Below are 16845 nucleotides of genomic sequence, written 5' to 3'. Positions count from 1 at the left end.
CTTAGGACCGGTGGAGCAGGCCGCTCATGGTGATGCGGTCGCCGCGGAAACGGATGAACTCCAGGTCGACGGGGCGGCCGTCGGCGAGGTGCGTGAGGCGTTCCAGCATCAGCACGGCGGCACCGCGCGGGGCCTGGAGCACGGCGGCGGAGTGGGTATCCGCGTTCACCGCCTCCAGGGTGATCTCGGCGTGGCCGAGAGGCTGTCCGGTGATGGTTTCCAGCAGGCGGAAGACATCGGTGTTCTCCAGGTCGGAGCCGAGCAGGGAGGTGCCGAGGTCGAGCGGGATGTAGGTCAGGTCGAGGGAGAGCGGGAGGCCGTTCAGGCGGCGCAGGCGTTCGATGTAGAGGACGTCGGTGCCGGCCGGGACGTGGAGACGCTCGGCGACCGGAGCGGGTGCGGGGGCGGGGCCCATGGTTCGGACCTCGTTGGTGACGCGGCCGTGTTCGCGCAGGGTTTCCGCGAGGCCCATCAGACGGTCGAGTGCGTGCGGGTATTTCTGGGCGACGACGACGGTGCCGACTCCGGGAAGCCGCTCCACCAGGCCTTCAGCGCGGAGCAGGTCCAGGGCCTGACGGACGGTGTTTCGGGAGGCGCGGTAGTCGGTGGCGAGGGTGGACTCGTGGGGCAGGCTGCCGTCCTGGAAGGCGCCGGTGAGGAGCTGGTGGCGCAGCAGGTCGGCGAGCTGCCGGGCCCGGTCCGCCCGCAGCCGACGACGTGCGCGGTGGGCGGCGACGGTGGTCGCTGCGCCTTGACCGGCGTGGTCTCGGAGGCGGTCGGTGGGTGGCATGGCTGGAACCATACCGACGTGGTAGGGAAAGTGGTGTTGCTGGATTGTTGCGCCAGGTGAGGGTGTGTTGGATGAGCCGCTGGCCTGGGGTTTTGCGTGGGGCGGGGGCAAATCCGCCACCCGGCCGGTGGCCCACACCGGTCGTGGGTCGGCCCAGGTGGGTTCCCGCCTGCAGCGGTCCCGCCCCTGGGCCGGCACCTTCTGCGGTTACGACAGTGCCGTCAGCCCCGGAGCGAACGTGATCAGCAGCGGGAGCAGCGGAACCAGCGCGGCCACCGTCGTCGTGAGAGCCCGGTGTCGGCGCAGCAGCCGTGGTGGCGGTTCCAGCAGGCGGTCCACGCGTTCGCCGAGGAGGCGGCGGCTGGAGGCGCAGGAGAGGACACCCCGGTGCTGGTTCAGCTCGATCAGCGCGAGGGCCGTGGTGAGGTGCCCGCAGCGCCGGGACGCCGTGTCGTCGGCGGCCAGCTCGACCAGGCGGTGCGTCTGGTCGCAGAAGTGGGCGAAGAGCGGAACGCGCGGGAAGCCCGTGGCGAGCGCGGTGGACAGATGCAGCAGCCAGTCGTGGTGGGCGCGTGCGTGACCGCGCTCATGCGTGAGAACAGCGTCCAGCTGGTGGTCCGTGAGGCGGTTCAGTGCCCCCGTGGTGACGACCAGTTGCGGTGGATGGCCCGGCATCCACCAGGCGTCCGGGTACTCGTCCTCCAGCACCAGCATCGGCCCGCGTGCCGCCGGCAGCCCGGCCGGCAGGTCGGGGGCGCGTTCGCGCAGGTGCGCCCGGGCCTGGCCCCGGCTGCGGCGGGCCTCGACGAGTTCCCGGCCCAGCATCGCCGTCGTCCAGGCGGCCCCGCAGGCCAGCAGGACGGTGAGGATGGCGGCCCACACCGGTGCGGCGGAGAGGTCGTACGCGGCGGTGACGGCGGGCGGCGCGGGCGCGAACACACGGTCGCGCACGGTGTGGAAGACGGCCGCTGCACCCAGAACCAGTGCGGTCAGGCAGCACAGCAGGACGGTGGCGACGAGACACTGCCACACCCACAGCGCGACCACGGGATCCCGCTCGGGCCAGGCGGCCCGGGTCAGCGCACGCGGCGCCGGTACGGCGGCCGTCAGGGCGACGACGCTCAGCAGGAGCAGGCAGACGGTCATGCCGGGGCTCCGGTTCCTGGTCGGAGAGTTGCGCGGGTGTCGGGTGGTGCGGCGCGACGCGCCGGGGCGCGTCGCGTGGTGTCCCGCCAGTATGACGGTGAAGGACGGCCCGAGTCAGGTGTCGGTGATGAACCGCCCGCCTTCCTTCGAGTCGGGCTCGCCTCGGCCGCGAGTCCGGTCAGGTTCGTCCAGCGGGCGTAGCGGGCGTAGCGGGCGACCGGCGCCCGGGACGCGGTCGTTCTGATGGTCGGCCGCTGGGTGGCCGCATCGAGACCGGGCAGGGAAGCCCCCGTGGCAGCGCGTACCCACCGCTGGCGTCGGACGGTGAGGACGAGGCGCTTGCCACGGGGGCTTTCAGTTGTTCGCTACGAGCTGCCGCTCAACCCGACACAACCCGTCCGCTGACCTCTCCCAGCCCCACACGGTGTCCATCCGCCCCGGGGGCCCATGCCGACAGCGTCACCACGTCGCCGTCCTCCAGGAAGGCGCGCTTGCCGTCCGGGAGTTCCAGGGGCTCACGGCCGTTCCAGGTCAGCTCCAGCAGGGAGCCCCGCTGGCGCTCCTCAGGTCCGCTCACCGTGCCCGAGCCGTACAGGTCGCCGGTGCGCAGCGAGGCGCCGTTCACCGTCATGTGGGCGAGCTGCTGGGCGGCGGTCCAGTACATGGTCGAGAAGGGCGGCTCCGACACCACATGGCCGTTGATCGCAACGGAGATGCGCAGGTCGTAGCCGCTGGGCTCGTTCCCCGGGGCCGAGTCGTCGAGGTAGGGCAGCAGCGGGTGTGTGCGCTGCGGTGGCGCCACGCGCGCGTGTTCCAGTGCTTCCAGCGGGGTGATCCACGCCGACACCGAGGTGGCGAAGGACTTGCCGAGGAAGGGACCGAGGGGGACGTACTCCCAGGCCTGGATGTCCCGCGCGGACCAGTCGTTCAGCAGGCACAGCCCGAAGACGTGTTCCCGGAAGCCGTCGAGCGCGACCGGGCTGCCCAGTTCGGAGGGCACGCCCACCACGAAGCCGACCTCCGCCTCGATGTCCAGCCGGATCGACGGGCCGAAGACGGGGGCGGGGTCGCCGGGGCCCTTGCGCTGGCCGGACGGCCGTACGACGTCCGTGCCCGAGACGACGACCGTGCCGGAGCGGCCGTGGTAACCGATCGGCAGGTGCTTCCAGTTGGGGGTCAGGGAGTCCTCGGCGTCCGGGCGGAAGATCTGGCCGACGTTCCGGGCGTGGTTCTCCGAGGCGTAGAAGTCGACGTAGTCCGCGACCTCGAAGGGCAGATGGAGGGTCACCGACGACAGGGGATGGAACAGGGGTTCGATCGTCGGCCGGTGCGAGGGCGCCGTCACCCACTCCGTCAGCGCCCGCCGCACCTCCGACCAGGCCGTGCGCCCGGCGGCCAGCAGGGCGTTGAGGGTGGGCTGCGCGAGCAGTGAGGCGTATGGCGAGCCGAGCGCGGCGGCCGCGGCGCCCGCGTCGAGGACGTGGTCCCCGAGCCGGACACCGACCCTCCGCTCCGTGCTGCCGCTGGGCGAGAACACGCCATAGGGGAGGTTGTGCGGGCCGAAGGGGTCGCCCTCGGGGACGTCGAAGGGGGGCATGGGGTACTGCCTCGCTCTCATCCGGGCCATGCATGGCGATGCGTTCCACGTGGTCGCGGCACACGTTACGGCCGGGATGCGCGTCTTGGGCAGTGTCCTCAGGCGTCCCCCCGTCGAGCGAGCGAAACGTTGCCGGGGGGGGTGCTCGAATGGTTGCCCGATCGATGACTAAAGAGTTCGCAATGTCCAGTAGGACCTTGTCGGAGGCGGTAATTCCGGCTTAGCGTCCTTTGGGGGACACGGACGGGGTTGGTCCGTTCCATTGGGGGGACACGTGGGGGGACCCGTGGCCGGAAGCGCCGGCAGTGTGCCGTTCGAGGCCGACCGTGACGTGCCGGGGCTGATCGTCAAGGTCGGCGACTACCCGCTGCACCACGGCGGCGTCGGCGCGATCCGCAGTCTGGGCCGCCTGGGCGTGCCCATGTACGCGGTCACCGAGGACGCGTACACACCGGCGGCCTCCTCGCGCTACCTGAAGAAGGCGTTCGTGTGGCCGACGACCGGCGCGGAGGACCCGGCTCATCTGGTCGAGGGCCTGCTGCGCATCGGCCGCCGGATCGGCCGCCCGACCGTCCTGATCCCGACGGACGAGGAGGCCGCCGTACTGATCGCCGAGCACCAGGACGGTCTGGCCGGTTCCTTTCTCTTCCCGCGGGTCGATCCCGCGCTGCCCCGCCGGCTCGCCAGCAAGCAGGGGCTGCACGAACTGTGCGTGGAGCACGGCATCGCGAGCCCTTCGGCCGTGTTCCCGCACTCGTACGACGACATCGTCGTCTTCGCCGACACGGCCCGCTTCCCGGTGGTGGCCAAGAACCGTGAGGCGTTCGTCCGGCGCAGACAGCCGGCCGTGAACGGCACCACGAGGATCGCCACCCGCGAGGGCCTGCTCACACTCGCCCGGGGCTGGGGCGAGGAACCCGGCGTGATCCTCCAGGAATACCTGCCGCGCGAGGAGGCCGAGGACTGGATCGTGCATGCCTGTTTCGACCGGGACTCCAGCCCCCTCGCGCTGTTCACCGGAGTCAAGGTCCGCTCCTGGCCGCCGCACGCGGGCATGACGGCGCACGCGTACGTCGTCGACAACCCGGAACTCGCCGACCTCGCCGCTCGTTTCATCAAGCAGATCGGCTTCAGCGGCATCATCGACCTCGACCTGCGCTTCGACCGGCGCGACGGACAGTACAAGCTCCTCGACTTCAACCCGCGCATGGGCGCCCAGTTCCGGCTCTTCGAGAACGAGTCGGGTGTGGACGTGGTCCGTGCGATGCACCTGGATCTGACCGGCCGCGCCGTTCCCGAGGGGGAACAGCGCACCGGTCACCGCTACATCGTGGAGAACATCGACCTTCCCGCCCTCCTCGCCTACCGCCGCAGCGGCTACACGACGCCGCACGCGCCGGCGAAGGCGAGCGGGACGGAGCTGGCCTGGCTCGCGGGTGACGACCCGCTGCCGTTCCTCACGATGCTCGCCCGCTTCGTGCGCCCGGGCGCGAAGCACCTCTATCAGCTGTGGCGGACCAACCACCGCGGCAACGGCACATCCACGAAGTAGGCAAGGCCACGAAGGTGGCGCACCGTGTCTCTGGGGAGGGACTTCGTGATTCGACCGGTTGCAGTCGTCGGGGCCGGGCCGTTCGGCCTGTCCACCGCCGCCCATCTGCGGGCGCGCGGCATCCCCGTCCGCGTCTTCGGTGACCCCATGGTCAGCTGGCGCGACCACATGCCCGAGGGCATGCTTCTGAAGTCGACCCCCGTCGCCTCGAACCTCGACTGCCCGCAGCCCGGCCACACCCTCGCCGACTACTGCGACGCGGCCGGCATCCGCCGCCTGGTCACCGACGAGGACATCATCCCGGTGGAGACGTTCATCGCCTACGGCGAGTGGTTCCAGCAGAAGCTCGTCCCCGACCTGGAGCGGGTGCGTGTCGTCTCCGTCGACCGTGACAAGAGCGGCGGCTTCGAACTCAAGCTGGACTCGGGTGAGTCGTTCACCGCGCGCGCGGTCGTCGTCGCCACCGGTCTGTCCGGCCTGGCCCATCTCCCGGCGGAGTTGGCCGAAGCGGCGGCCGACGGTCCCGCTCCGACGGGCCCGGTCTCGCACAGCGCCCAGCACCACGACCTCGGCCGGTTCGCCGGCAAGGAGCTGATCGTGATCGGCGCGGGCCAGTCCGCGCTGGAGACGGCGGCGCTCGCGGCCGAGGCGGGCGCCCGGGTGCGGGTGGTCGCGCGCGGGCGCGGCCGGGTCGCCTTCGGCGCCCCGCCCTGGGACCAGCCCAGGTTCCGCCCCGAGTCCCCGTTCGGCCGTGCCTGGTCGCTGTGGGCGCTCAGCCGCTACCCGCACCCTTACCGCTACCTGCCCGAGACCACCCGTCACTACCTGGTCCGCCGGGTCCTCGGTCCGCTCGGCGCCTGGTGGCTGCGCGAGCGCTTCGAGAGCAGCGTGCAGGTCCAGGAGATCGAGCGGCTCGTGGCCGCCGAGGCCCCGGACGGCAGCCCCGTCCTCACCGTCCGCTCCCTCGGCGGCCGGACCGGGCGGATCACCGCCGACCACGTCATCGCCGCCACCGGCTACCGCGTCGACATCGCGGCGATGGACTTCCTCGGCCACGGGCTGCGCACCCGGCTCGCGGTGAGCCGCGGCACCCCGAAGCTCGGCCCCGGCTACGTCTCCTCCGAACCCGGCCTGTACTTCACCGGTCTCCCGGCGGCGTCCTCGTACGGCCCGGTGATGCGCTTCGTCTGCGGCACGGAGTTCGCCTCCCCCCGCCTGACGAAACACCTGGCCGCGGCCCACGGCTGACTTCTTCGCGGGGAGGCCGACCACTACGGCGAGAAGCAGTCGTCCGCGCCGGCTCTCCCCGTCTCGCTCACCGACACCTCCCTCCGCAGCACCTCCACCATCAAAGGGGCGGCAGGCACCACTGGGGGCCGAGCAGCACGTAGTGCGGGGAAAGGACGATGAGTCGGCCGGGCGCGGTGTCCGTATTCTCTGATCATGGCACCCTCCCCCGCGTATGCACTGATCGCCACCGACCTGGACGGGACGCTGCTGCGCGGCGACGACACCGTCTCCGACCGGTCGCTGGCCGCGCTCGCGCGGGTGGCGCGGGCGGGTGCCCGGCACCTGGTGGTGACGGGCCGACCGGCCCCGCGGGTGCGGCCCCTGCTGGCCGACCTGGGCTGCACGGGGCTCGCGGTGTGCGGACAGGGCGCTCAGGTCTACGACGCCGCCGCCGACCGCCTGCTGTGGTCGGTCCGGCTGGACCGGGAACTGGCCGAGACCGCGCTCGGCAAGATCGAGGCAGAGGTGGGACAGGTCCACGCGGCCGTCGACCAGGACGGCGTGGACGGGCTTACGCTCATCGAACCCGGGTACCTGATGCCGCACCCGACCCTGCCCGCGGTACGGGTCGGCCGACGCGACGACCTGTGGTGCGAGCCCATCAGCAAGGTGCTGCTGCGTCACGCCGACCTGTCCGACGACGAGTTGGCGGCCGTCGCGCGCGCGGTGGTGGGCTCGCTGGCGACCGTCACCATGTCGGGGCCGGGGACCGTGGAGCTGCAGCCGTGCGGGGTGACCAAGGCGACCGGGCTGGCGCTGGCCGCCGAGCGGCTCGGGATCCGCCCCGAACAGGCCCTGGCCTTCGGGGACATGCCGAACGACATCCCGATGTTCGACTGGGCCGGACGCGGGGTCGCCATGGCCGACGCGCATCCCGAACTCAAGGCGGTGGCCGACGAGATCACCTTGTCGAACGAGGACGACGGCATCGCCGTCGTCCTCGAAAGACTCTTCCCGACCGACTGACCGGGATTTCAGTACGCCGCCGTCGGCCCGGGGCCGGTGCGCGCCGGTCCGTCAGGTGCCGGAGCGCACCGGTCCGCCGAGTGTCAGGCGCCGGCCCGCCGTGGGTCAGTACGCGCCGAACACGTTGTCGATCGACCCGTACCGCGCGGCCGCGTAGTTGCAGGCGGCGGTGATGTTGGCGACCGGGTCGTAGATGTTGAACGACGTTCCGGCCACGTGGTAGGCGTTGAAGGTCGGGTCGATGACCTGGAGCAGGCCCTTGGACGGGATGCCCTTGGCCGCGTTGGAGTCCCAGAGGTTGATGGCCATCGGGTTGCCCGACGACTCCCGGATGATGTTGCGGTAGATGCCGTTGTAGGTACCGGGGATGCGCTTCTCGGCCATGATCGCGAGCGACTCGCGGATCCAGCCGTCGAGGTTGTTCGGGTATCCGGCGGTGGTGGTGGCCGCGGTGGTCGTGGTGCCGGCCGCGGAGGCGCTGGTCGCGCCGATGAGCGGCAGCGCGAGGACGGCGGCGCCGGTGCCGACGGCGGCGAGGGCGCGGACGATGCGGTTGTTCCGGGTGCGGCGGTACTGAGTGGCAGCAGGCATGGGGAAGTTCCTCTCCGTCGCCTGCGAGGTGAGCTGTCGGGTTCGGGCGGGGAGGTGCCCGGCCGCGCCCCGAAGGAGGCACGGCTTCACCCCTAGCCGTTCCGGTGCGGCACGTGCCGTCCGGTCCAGCGGCTTACCTGGGTCCCCCGCTCCTGCCGTACGAATGAGTTCGTCGATGGGTTACGCGGGCGGCGGCAGGATTCGGCGTTCCGCCCGACGGCCCGGAACGTATGCGAGAGCACATGTCGGGAACAAGTACTGGATTCATACAACGCACTATTTGACCTTGATCTGTGCCGTATGAGGCACTTGATCCTTTGCGGTCGCCAACTCTCAACTGGCCGATGCCGCAAGGGGAAAGCGGTCCATGGGCGGAGGGTGCGGCCCATGGCGGCGCGTGACCCAATTCACGAAATAGCAAAATGCAGTAAATCAGACATGGGGGATTCAGGTGATTCGCGCCTGAGTTCGGGTGGCGGTCGAGCCCGTGCCGCAGCGCCCCTCGTTCTCGTAGTGGTGGCGACCTGCGGAGGGGGCGGTGTGCGGAGGGAGGTGGGCCGTCTGGGCGGATTCGGGTGGATGGGGGTGTGATCATGTGCCCGTGGCGCCGGCCGGGGTGGCGATGGCGGGTTCCTCGGCTGTGGCGCGGGCGTTACTCCGCTCACCCCGCGGTTCGCGACAAAACGCGCAGGTTCGGATTAAGTCAGTGAATGTCTCTCCTTACCAGCTCATCGGAACCATATCGGTCACGACCCGATACCGCCCGGGCTGGACCGGTGGGCGCTATCGGTGATCGAAAGGGGACCGGATACGCTGACTTGAGTGATGGCAGCGACCTATCGACAAACCGTGTAATCGCCAGCAGACACCAGCAGACAGGAGACCCCTCGTGACCGTCGTCGGGCCGTTCGGGCTGAGCGTGCGGGACCAGGCTCTGGAAGCCGATGTCCAGGTCGGATTGGCGGCTGTCGAGGAAGGCTTGCTCGAGGCCACCAAGAGCGAGGTCCCGTTCATCACGGAGGCCGCACAGCACCTCGTGCGAGCCGGCGGGAAGCGGTTCCGGCCGCTGCTCGTGATGCTCGCGGCGCAGTTCGGCGACCCCTACGCGCCGGGCGTGGTGCCGTCGGCCGTGGTCGTGGAGCTGACCCACCTCGCCACCCTGTACCACGACGACGTCATGGACGAGGCGGCCGTGCGGCGTGGCGTGGACAGCGCCAACACCCGCTGGGGAAACTCCGTCGCGGTCCTCACCGGCGACTTCCTCTTCGCGCGCGCCTCCCAGATCCTCGCCGACCTGGGCCCCGAGGCGGTCCGGGTACAGGCCCTCGCCTTCGAACGGCTGGTCACGGGCCAGATCCTGGAGACCGCCGGCCCCTCGGACGGCCGTGACCCGGTCGAGCACTACCTGGACGTGCTCGGCGGCAAGACGGGCTCCCTGGTGGCGGTCTCGTGCCGGTTCGGCGCGATGATGTCCGGCGCCGACGACACGGTCGTCGACGTACTCACCCAGTACGGCGAACGGCTCGGGGTCGCCTTCCAGCTCGCGGACGACGTCCTGGACATCGCCTCCGACTCCCACGAGTCCGGCAAGACCCCGGGCACCGACCTGCGCGAAGGCATCCCCACCCTGCCCGTGCTCCGGCTGCGCGAGCGTGCCGCCCGGCTCGGGCTGCCCGAGGACATCGCGCTGTGCGAGCTGCTGGACTCCGACCTCAGCGACGACGCCCGGCACGCCGAGGCGCTGACCGCGCTGCGCGCGCACCCCGCGCTGGAGCAGGCCCGCCGGGACACCGTCCGGTACGCGGAGGAGGCACGGGGCGCGCTGGCGCCGCTGCCGGAGTGCGATGCCAAGGCGGCCCTGCTCGAGCTGTGCGACGCGGTGGTGCACCGCGCCGGCTAGCTCCGCCGGCTAGCCCCGCCGGCCCCGCCGGGGCAGCGCATTCGGACGGTGCTCCTCCCGCACGGTTCCCGCAGCTCGGTCGTACGGCCGCGGTGCGACCCCTACGGGTCGGGGGAGCTGCCGCCCCTGCGTGTCATACCGCAGGCGGACACGGAGTTGCCTCCAAGGTCTGACGCTTCCTCATGGCTGATTTGGTCAGATGGAAACCACAGGAAATCACCACTCCTCACCGATTCGGGTGAGAATGGCGGCTCAGGTGGACCAGCGTGAGGAAAGCCGCCGCCGACGACGGAGGTAAGGCACACATGGCACCGTACGAATCCGACGACGCAGTGGGCGCCGCGTGGGACGAGGACGTGCGCTCCGGCCGCCGCAAGGCCGCCCGGTACGCCGTCCCGGTCGCGGTGGTGGGGGTGGCGGCGGCCACGATCGGGCTGGTCCCGGCGCTCGCCGACTCCGGTGACCCCGATTTGCCCAGGATCAGCGCACAGCAGCTCATCGAGAAGATCGCCAAGTCGGACGTGCAGCAGTTGTCCGGCACCGTGAGGATCAGCACCGACCTGGGTCTGCCCAACCTCGGCGGCCTGGAGAGCGGCATCGCCTCCAGGGCGGCGGAGGGCTCCGGCGACGGCTCCTCCGCCGACCCGCAGTCCAAGCTCACCGAACTGGTCACCGGCTCGCACACCCTGCGCGTGGCGGCCGACGGCCCGGACCGGCAGAAGCTGTCCCTGCTGGAGCAGGGCGCCGAGTACAGCCTCATCCACGACGGCAAGGACGTGTGGGGCTACGACAGCAAGAGCAACGAGGTCTACCACTCCACCGCGGCCGGCTCCGGCAAGGACCGCAAGGCGGAGCCGCCGGCCACGCCCAAGGACTTCGCCGACGAGGCCCTGAAGTCGGTGGACGACACCACGTCCGTCACGGTCGACGGCACCGCGCAGGTCGCCGGCCGCGACGCCTACAAGCTGCTGATCAAGCCCAGGCAGTCCGGCACCACGGTCGGCGCGATCAGCATCGCCGTGGACGCGAAGACGGGTCTGCCGCTGAAGTTCACGCTGACCCCGAAGAACGGCGGCGCAGCCGTCGTTGACGCCGGCTTCACCCAGGTCTCCTTCGCCGAGCCGGCCGCCTCCACCTTTGACTTCACCCCGCCCAAGGGCGCGAAGGTCACCGAGGAGGACAAGGAGGCCAAGGCGCGGGAGCACGCCCCGAAGGCCGGCGAGGACTTCGGCAAGGGCCTGGACGGGGCCACGGTCCTCGGCAAGGGCTGGACGTCCGTCGCCACCTTCGACACCGGCGCCGAAGGCGGCCTGCCGACCGGCGCCCAGGGCGGTGACCTCGGCGGCTTCCTCGGCTCGCTCGGGGACAAGGTCTCCGGCACGTTCGGCAAGGGCACGGTCTTCTCCACCCGCCTGGTCAACGCCCTGATCACCGACGACGGCAAGGTCTACGCCGGCGCGGTGACCAAGGACGCCCTCGTGAAGGCGGCGGACGCGGGGAAGTAACCCTTCCTGGGCACGACCGATCGAGGGGGAGCCGATGGACGCACCGTCCGCCACGCAGCGGGAGGAGCGTGACCCGGAGGACGCGTCGGAGCGTGAACCGGGGGACGCGCGGGCGGGCGTCATCGCCACGCGCGGCCTCACCAAGCGCTACCGCGGCGGACAACTCGCCGTCGACGGTCTCGACCTGACCGTCCCGGCGGGCAGCGTCTTCGGCTTCCTCGGCCCGAACGGATCCGGCAAGACCACCACCATCCGCATGCTGATGGGGCTGATCGAGCCGACCGCGGGAACGGCCCGCGTGCTGGGCCGCCCCATGCCCCGGGCGGCCCGTGCCGTCCTCCCACAGGTCGGCGCGCTCATCGAGGGGCCCGCGCTGTACGGCTTCCTCTCCGGCCGGGACAATCTGCTGCGCTACGACGCCGCCGACCCGACCGCCGACCCCCGCACCCGGCGCGCCCGCGTCGCCGCCGCACTGGACCGGGTGGGGCTCGCGGCGGCCGCGGGCAAGAAGGCGAAGGCGTACTCGCTGGGCATGAAACAGCGCCTGGGTCTCGCCGCCGCGCTGCTCCAGCCGCGCAGGCTGCTCGTCCTGGACGAGCCGACCAACGGGCTCGACCCGCAGGGCATGCGCGAGATCCGCACCCTGATCAGGGAGCTGGCCGCCGACGGCACGACCGTCTTCCTCTCCTCCCACCTCCTCGACGAGATCGAGCAGGTGTGCACCCATGCCGCGGTCATGGCGCAGGGCCGGCTCGTCACCCAGGGCGCGGTGGCCGACCTGGCGGCCGGAGCGCGCGGCCGGCTGGTGGTGACCACCCCGGACGCGGCCGAGGCGGCCCGGGTGCTCAAGGAGCAGGGCGTCGGGGACGTCATCGCCGACGGCGACCGGGTCACCGGCGAGCCGCCGGCGCGGGACCTCGCCGAGGTGAACGCGGCCCTGGTCACCGCGGGAGTGCGCGTCCGGGGCTTCACACTCGAACGGGCCTCGCTGGAGGACGCGTTCGTGGCACTGACGGGGGAGGGCTTCGATGTCGCGGGCTGAGGCGATTCCGGCGCCGGCCGTACGCCGGCCGAGTCCCCTGTGGACCTTCGGGCTGCTGCGCAGCGAGATCGTCACCACGCTCCGCCGCTGGCGTACGCTCGCCCTGCTCGGGGTGCTGGCCGCGGTGCCGGTGCTGGTCGGGATCGCGGTGAAGATCGAGACGGGCGGCTCGCCGGGGGGCCGGGGCGGCGGCGAGGGCCCGGCGTTCATCACCCAGATCACCAACAACGGCCTGTTCCTGGTGTTCACGGCGCTGGCCGCGACCCTGCCGTTCTTCCTGCCGATGGCCGTCGGCGTCGTCGCGGGTGACGCGATCGCGGGCGAGGCGGGCGCGGGCACCCTTCGCTATCTGCTGGTCGCCCCGGCCGGGCGCACCCGCCTGCTGCTGACCAAGTACACGACCGTGATGACGTTCTGCGTACTGGCCACGCTGGTCGTCGCCGGCTCGGCGCTGATCGTCGGCGCCCTGCTCTTCCCGCTCGGTGATCTGATGACGATCTCCGGCACCCGGATCAGCTTCACCGAGGGACTCGGCCGGGCCCTGCTGATCGCCCTGGTCGTCGCCACGTCACTGGTCGGGGTGGCCGCACTCGGCCTGTTCGTGTCGACCCTCACCAACAGCGGCATCGCGGCGATGGCGACCACCGTCGGCCTGCTCATCACCGTCCAGATCCTCGACCAGATACCTCAGCTGCACGCGCTCCAGCCGTACTTCTTCTCGCACTACTGGCTGTCCTTCGCCGACCTGATGCGCGACCCCGTCTACTGGGACGACCTGGTGAAAAACCTGGGCCTGCAGGCCCTGTACGCGGCCGTGTTCGGCTCGGCGGCCTGGGCGCGGTTCACGGCGAAGGACATCAGCGCCTGAGGTCCCGGCGCGCAACTCCCCCTGCCCTCACGCCGTCTCGTACGGGAAGCGCGCGAAGGGCGCGTCCTGCGCGAAGAACGTCTTCGCGCGCGCCAGCGCCTCGGCGTCCTTCAGTACGTCGCCGCGCCCGCTGCCGTTGCCCAGCAGAACGCCGCCGAAGCGCATCCCTATGTAGGCGGCCGAGTTGTTGAGGGTGCCCACGTAGGGATCGGCGACCGACGGCTCGCGGTCCGCGAGTGCGGCGACGCCCCAGAGCGTGCGGCCGGTCATCGTCGCCTTGAAGCCGAGGTCCGGGGTGCGCAACCAGGCGGACCAGTAGTCCAGATAGGTCTTGGTGAGGCCGGACACGGAGTACCAGTACAGCGGCGAGGCGATCACGATGTCGGTGGCCGCGAGCGTGGCGTCCAGCAGCAGGCCGATGGAGTTGTCCGAGGGCGGCCGTACGCGGTCGCTGTCGTGCCTGAGGTCCACGAAATCCGGCAGAGGGTGCTCGGCGAGGCGGATCCAGTGCTGTTCGACGTCACCGGGAAGCTGTTCGGCGGCCCTGCGGGCCAGGAACTCGGTGTTGCCCTCGGCGCGGGCGCTGCCCAGGACGAAGAGGAAGCGGCGACTCATGGGTCCCCCAGGAGAGCGGTATCGTGCTGCAAATACAGGCGTGTGCATCATATGCACACGCATGCACAGCGGCAAAATGTCTCCACGGTGCGGCTGGTGCGAGGCTGTGACGTCGCGGTGACGCGGAAGCCGTGGGGAAGCCGACACACTGGTCGGCAGGACGCGTACGACCGGATCGCGACGCCGGGGGAGTGAGGAAAGCCGATGTCTCGACTCAGCTTCGAGAAGAAGCGGGCGCAGCAGCCCGCGGCGCATCCGGCGGTGGTGGCCGTCCGGGTGTTCGGCTCGGGAGGCGCGTCGGTGGACGGGACATCCGTCGTGGCGGCACCGGGCGAGCAGATCCAGCAGGCCGTCCTGAACCACCTCCAGCGTCTGGCGATCAGCCTCGGCACCCCGGTACGCGCCACCGTTCAGGACGATCGCGCGGGCTGCGTGGTCCCCCTGGAGGTCTCGGCCGACGGCTCCAGCCGGGTGACGGGGGAGCCGGTTCGGGTGACCTCCGAGCCGGGGGCGGTGGATGTGGCTCCGGAGCCGCAGCCCCTGCCGACCGGGAGGGTGCGGACGCCGGCGGGGCAGTTCGGGCCCCCGCCCGTCATGGACGCGCCGGCGGCCGTCGCCGAGGCGCCGACGGCGCTGGCAGACGCGCCGGTGACCTGCTCCGACGTGCCGCCGGCCAGGGCCGCGGGCCCAGCCGCCACACCCGCGCCGGCACCGCAAGCGGCATCCGCCCCCGTCTCCGTGTCCGCCGGATCAGAGTTCTCCTCCGCCTCCACCCACACCCCGCCCCGAGGATTCGACGCCGTCGCCGAGGAGGTACTCGGCGACGGGCCCGTGACCGAGACCGCTGAGGGGGCCGAACTGCTCACCGAGCCGATGACGCGGATCAACGAGGCCGTGCGGGAGGGCCATATCGACGCGGCGGCGGAACTCGCCGACCGCACGGTCACCGAGGCGTCCGCCGTGCTGGGCCCCCACCACGTCGAGGTACTGCACCTGCGTGAACTGATGGCGTACATCGCCTATCTGGCAGGCGATCCGGTCCGTGCCTTCCATCTGTCCCTGGACCTCGCCCGGCTGCGCCGCCACGCGCGGGACACGGCGGCGGCCTACGGCAACGTGCAGAGCGCGGCGACCGCCTGGCGTGCGGTGCGCGACCCTGAGGAGGGACTGCGGATGGGCCGGGACCTGATCGACCTGTGGACCGACCTCACCGCAGAGCCGGGCCCGGCGGCCGACGACCCGCGCCCCCTGGAGTCCGCCCGCGCCCGCATGCTCCGCCTGACCGACCGGGCGGCCCGCGCCGCACAGGCGTAGCCGGCAGGTGGGTGCGGGCGGTACTCGTGCCGGCGGCACACGGCAGCAGGACCGGTGGACGCGGGACTACTGCACGCAGAACTCGTTGCCCTCCGGGTCCGCCATCACCACCCACGTGCCGGAGGGCTCCTTCACCTCGTGCAGCACCCGCGCGCCCAGCGCTTCCAGCCGGGCCACCTCGTGCGCGCGCAGCCCCTCGCCGGTGTGCAGGTCGAGATGGAGCCGGTTCTTGACGGTCTTGGCCTCCGGCACGCGCTGGAACAACAGCCGCCGCCCCAGCCCGGTGCCGGTCTCCGGATCGTAGGGGTCGTCGGGGTGGCGTACGGCGATCAGGTCGCGGAAGGCGGGGCGGCCGTGGTACTCGACGGTGGCCTCACCGGGCAGCGCGCCGAGGGACAGCAGCCGTTCGACCAGGGCGCTGTTGTCCTCGGCCGTGTAGCGCAGGGCGGCCGCCCAGAAGTCGGCCTGGGCGTGCGGGTCGCCCGCGTCGATGACGAGCTTCCAGTGCAGCGGAGCGGGCGTGGGTGCGGGTGTCTGGGTCATGGTGACCACTTATAGCCGTGGCCGGCCACCGGACGAGCCGGTTCCGTATCGCCGGCTGCGAACCGGGTCCGGTGTCACCGGTCCCGCGACGCCGCAGCGCTCAGCCCGCCTCCGTCCGCGTCTCCCGTGCGTCGTACGCCACCCGTGCCGCCGCGATCTCACCCTGGTGTTCCTCGGTCCGGGCCACCAGGGAGCCGCTGGGCACGACGGTCTCCCGGGCGAGCGTGCGGGCCACCCGGCGCGCGGAGCGCAGCGCGTCGCCCGTGAGAAGCACCAGCGCCAGCCAGACCAGCGCGAACCCGGCCCAGCGCTCGGGCGGCATGGCCTCGTGGAAGTAGAGGACGCCGAGCAGGAACTGGAAGACGGGGGCCAGGTACTGCAGCAGGCCGAGCGTGGACAGCGGCACGCGGATCGCCGCCGCGCCGAAACAGACCAGCGGCAGCGCGGTGACGATGCCGGTGGAGGCGAGCAGGGCGGCGTGCCCGGCTCCGTCGTCGACGAAGCTGGAGTCACCGTGTGCGATCAGCCACAGCAGATAGCCGAGGGCGGGCAGGAACTGGATCGCGGTCTCGGCGGCCAGTGACTCCACCCCACCGAGGCCGACCTTCTTCTTCACCAGACCGTAGGTGGCGAACGAGAAGGCGAGGGAGAGCGAGATCCACGGCGGGCGGCCGTAGCCGACGGTCAGGACGACCACGGCGGCGAGGCCGGTCGCGACCGCCGCCCATTGCACGGGCCGCAGGCGCTCCTTCAGGAGCAGGACGCCCATGGCGATGGTGACCAGCGGGTTGATGAAGTATCCGAGGGAGGACTCGACGACGTGGCCGGAGTTCACGGCCCAGATGTAGACGCCCCAGTTCACGGTGATGACGGTTGCCGCCACGGCGATGAGCCCGAGCCGCCGCGGCTGGCGCAGCAGTTCCCCGGCCCAGGACCAGCGTCGTACGAAGAGCAGGGCGACGGCGACGAAAACCAGGGACCAGACCATGCGGTGGGCGAGGATCTCCGTCGCCCCGGCGGGCTTGAGCAGCGGCCAGAACAGAGGCACCAGCCCCCACATGCCGTAGGCGGCGAAGCCGTTCAGCAGGCCTATCCGGTGCTCACCCTTGGACGTCCCGGCCACGGG

The 16845-nt window shown here is 71.5% G+C and carries 15 protein-coding genes and 1 riboswitch; of the genes, 8 read left to right on the top strand and 7 right to left on the bottom strand.

The annotated features are described in order from the left end of the window. Position 1: 1 nt before the first annotated feature. From ABZ079_RS20475 to fahA, 3 genes are all read right to left on the bottom strand, one after another. The gene (locus ABZ079_RS20475) at positions 2 to 790 is read right to left on the bottom strand and encodes a GntR family transcriptional regulator (RefSeq protein WP_356940834.1); all 789 of its coding nucleotides are present in this window, start codon (positions 788 to 790) and stop codon (positions 2 to 4) included. A gap of 207 nt (positions 791 to 997) precedes the next feature. Continuing rightward, on the bottom strand, positions 998 to 1936 hold the full coding sequence (locus ABZ079_RS20470; RefSeq protein WP_356940833.1) for a M56 family metallopeptidase: 939 nt from the start codon (positions 1934 to 1936) through the stop codon (positions 998 to 1000). Between the two features lie 379 nt (positions 1937 to 2315). After that, entirely contained in the window at positions 2316 to 3533 is a 1218-nt protein-coding gene (fahA, locus tag ABZ079_RS20465) for a fumarylacetoacetase (RefSeq protein ID WP_356940832.1), read from the bottom strand. A 307-nt stretch (positions 3534 to 3840) separates the two neighbouring features. On the opposite strand from fahA, the gene ABZ079_RS20460 reads away from it, so the two are divergent. The 3 genes from ABZ079_RS20460 to ABZ079_RS20450 all read left to right on the top strand — a co-directional run bounded on the left by ABZ079_RS20460 (position 3841) and on the right by ABZ079_RS20450 (position 7341). Then, positions 3841 to 5085, top strand: a complete 1245-nt coding sequence (locus ABZ079_RS20460) for an ATP-grasp domain-containing protein (protein ID WP_356940948.1) — start codon at positions 3841 to 3843, stop codon at positions 5083 to 5085. Between the two features lie 45 nt (positions 5086 to 5130). Beyond that, positions 5131 to 6333: an FAD-dependent oxidoreductase gene (locus ABZ079_RS20455; protein ID WP_356940831.1), complete on the top strand. Its 1203-nt coding sequence runs from the start codon at positions 5131 to 5133 to the stop codon at positions 6331 to 6333. A gap of 195 nt (positions 6334 to 6528) precedes the next feature. Further along, the gene (locus tag ABZ079_RS20450; RefSeq protein WP_356940830.1) at positions 6529 to 7341 is read left to right on the top strand and encodes an HAD family hydrolase; all 813 of its coding nucleotides are present in this window, start codon (positions 6529 to 6531) and stop codon (positions 7339 to 7341) included. A 105-nt stretch (positions 7342 to 7446) separates the two neighbouring features. On the opposite strand, the gene ABZ079_RS20445 is transcribed toward ABZ079_RS20450, so the two are convergent. Then, positions 7447 to 7932, bottom strand: coding sequence for a transglycosylase SLT domain-containing protein (locus ABZ079_RS20445; protein ID WP_356940829.1), 486 nt, complete (start codon positions 7930 to 7932; stop codon positions 7447 to 7449). 3 nt (positions 7933 to 7935) lie between these two features. Next, positions 7936 to 8117, bottom strand: a riboswitch (cyclic di-AMP (ydaO/yuaA leader). Positions 8118 to 8821: 704 nt separating this feature from the next. Here ABZ079_RS20445 and ABZ079_RS20440 point away from each other — a divergent pair. From ABZ079_RS20440 to ABZ079_RS20425, 4 genes are all read left to right on the top strand, one after another. Continuing rightward, on the top strand, positions 8822 to 9832 hold the full coding sequence (locus ABZ079_RS20440) for a polyprenyl synthetase family protein (RefSeq protein ID WP_356940828.1): 1011 nt from the start codon (positions 8822 to 8824) through the stop codon (positions 9830 to 9832). Between the two features lie 305 nt (positions 9833 to 10137). Continuing rightward, complete coding sequence (locus ABZ079_RS20435) at positions 10138 to 11337, top strand: DUF2092 domain-containing protein (protein ID WP_356940827.1); 1200 nt, start codon at positions 10138 to 10140, stop codon at positions 11335 to 11337. 34 nt (positions 11338 to 11371) lie between these two features. Then, positions 11372 to 12379: an ABC transporter ATP-binding protein gene (locus ABZ079_RS20430; RefSeq protein WP_356940826.1), complete on the top strand. Its 1008-nt coding sequence runs from the start codon at positions 11372 to 11374 to the stop codon at positions 12377 to 12379. Beyond that, positions 12366 to 13247, top strand: a complete 882-nt coding sequence (locus ABZ079_RS20425) for an ABC transporter permease (RefSeq protein WP_356940825.1) — start codon at positions 12366 to 12368, stop codon at positions 13245 to 13247. Before ABZ079_RS20430 ends, ABZ079_RS20425 begins: the two co-directional genes overlap by 14 nt. A 27-nt stretch (positions 13248 to 13274) precedes the next feature. On the opposite strand, the gene ABZ079_RS20420 is transcribed toward ABZ079_RS20425, so the two are convergent. Next, the gene (locus ABZ079_RS20420; protein ID WP_356940824.1) at positions 13275 to 13862 is read right to left on the bottom strand and encodes an NAD(P)H-dependent oxidoreductase; all 588 of its coding nucleotides are present in this window, start codon (positions 13860 to 13862) and stop codon (positions 13275 to 13277) included. Between the two features lie 204 nt (positions 13863 to 14066). Between ABZ079_RS20420 and ABZ079_RS20415 the strand changes: the two genes are divergently transcribed. Next, on the top strand, positions 14067 to 15176 hold the full coding sequence (locus tag ABZ079_RS20415) for a hypothetical protein (protein ID WP_356940823.1): 1110 nt from the start codon (positions 14067 to 14069) through the stop codon (positions 15174 to 15176). Between the two features lie 66 nt (positions 15177 to 15242). On the opposite strand, the gene ABZ079_RS20410 is transcribed toward ABZ079_RS20415, so the two are convergent. Both ABZ079_RS20410 and rarD read right to left on the bottom strand, forming a co-directional pair. Further along, complete coding sequence (locus ABZ079_RS20410) at positions 15243 to 15719, bottom strand: VOC family protein (RefSeq protein WP_356940822.1); 477 nt, start codon at positions 15717 to 15719, stop codon at positions 15243 to 15245. Between the two features lie 100 nt (positions 15720 to 15819). Further along, positions 15820 to 16842: an EamA family transporter RarD gene (rarD, locus tag ABZ079_RS20405; RefSeq protein WP_356940821.1), complete on the bottom strand. Its 1023-nt coding sequence runs from the start codon at positions 16840 to 16842 to the stop codon at positions 15820 to 15822. Positions 16843 to 16845 lie beyond the last annotated feature (3 nt).

This window comes from Streptomyces sp. NPDC006314, from assembly GCF_040613075.1.
Lineage (GTDB): Bacteria > Actinomycetota > Actinomycetes > Streptomycetales > Streptomycetaceae > Streptomyces.
This window is presented reverse-complemented; position numbering and strand designations above follow the sequence as displayed.

Coding starts and splice junctions, on each gene's coding strand:
- ABZ079_RS20420 (WP_356940824.1), bottom strand. CDS start 13,862: ATGAGTCGCCGCTTCCTCTTCGTCCTGGGCAGCGCCCGCGCCGAGGGC.
- ABZ079_RS20445 (WP_356940829.1), bottom strand. CDS start 7,932: ATGCCTGCTGCCACTCAGTACCGCCGCACCCGGAACAACCGCATCGTC.
- ABZ079_RS20435 (WP_356940827.1), top strand. CDS start 10,138: ATGGCACCGTACGAATCCGACGACGCAGTGGGCGCCGCGTGGGACGAG.
- fahA (WP_356940832.1), bottom strand. CDS start 3,533: ATGCCCCCCTTCGACGTCCCCGAGGGCGACCCCTTCGGCCCGCACAAC.
- ABZ079_RS20430 (WP_356940826.1), top strand. CDS start 11,372: ATGGACGCACCGTCCGCCACGCAGCGGGAGGAGCGTGACCCGGAGGAC.
- ABZ079_RS20425 (WP_356940825.1), top strand. CDS start 12,366: ATGTCGCGGGCTGAGGCGATTCCGGCGCCGGCCGTACGCCGGCCGAGT.
- ABZ079_RS20470 (WP_356940833.1), bottom strand. CDS start 1,936: ATGACCGTCTGCCTGCTCCTGCTGAGCGTCGTCGCCCTGACGGCCGCC.
- ABZ079_RS20415 (WP_356940823.1), top strand. CDS start 14,067: ATGTCTCGACTCAGCTTCGAGAAGAAGCGGGCGCAGCAGCCCGCGGCG.
- ABZ079_RS20410 (WP_356940822.1), bottom strand. CDS start 15,719: ATGACCCAGACACCCGCACCCACGCCCGCTCCGCTGCACTGGAAGCTC.
- ABZ079_RS20475 (WP_356940834.1), bottom strand. CDS start 790: ATGCCACCCACCGACCGCCTCCGAGACCACGCCGGTCAAGGCGCAGCG.
- ABZ079_RS20450 (WP_356940830.1), top strand. CDS start 6,529: ATGGCACCCTCCCCCGCGTATGCACTGATCGCCACCGACCTGGACGGG.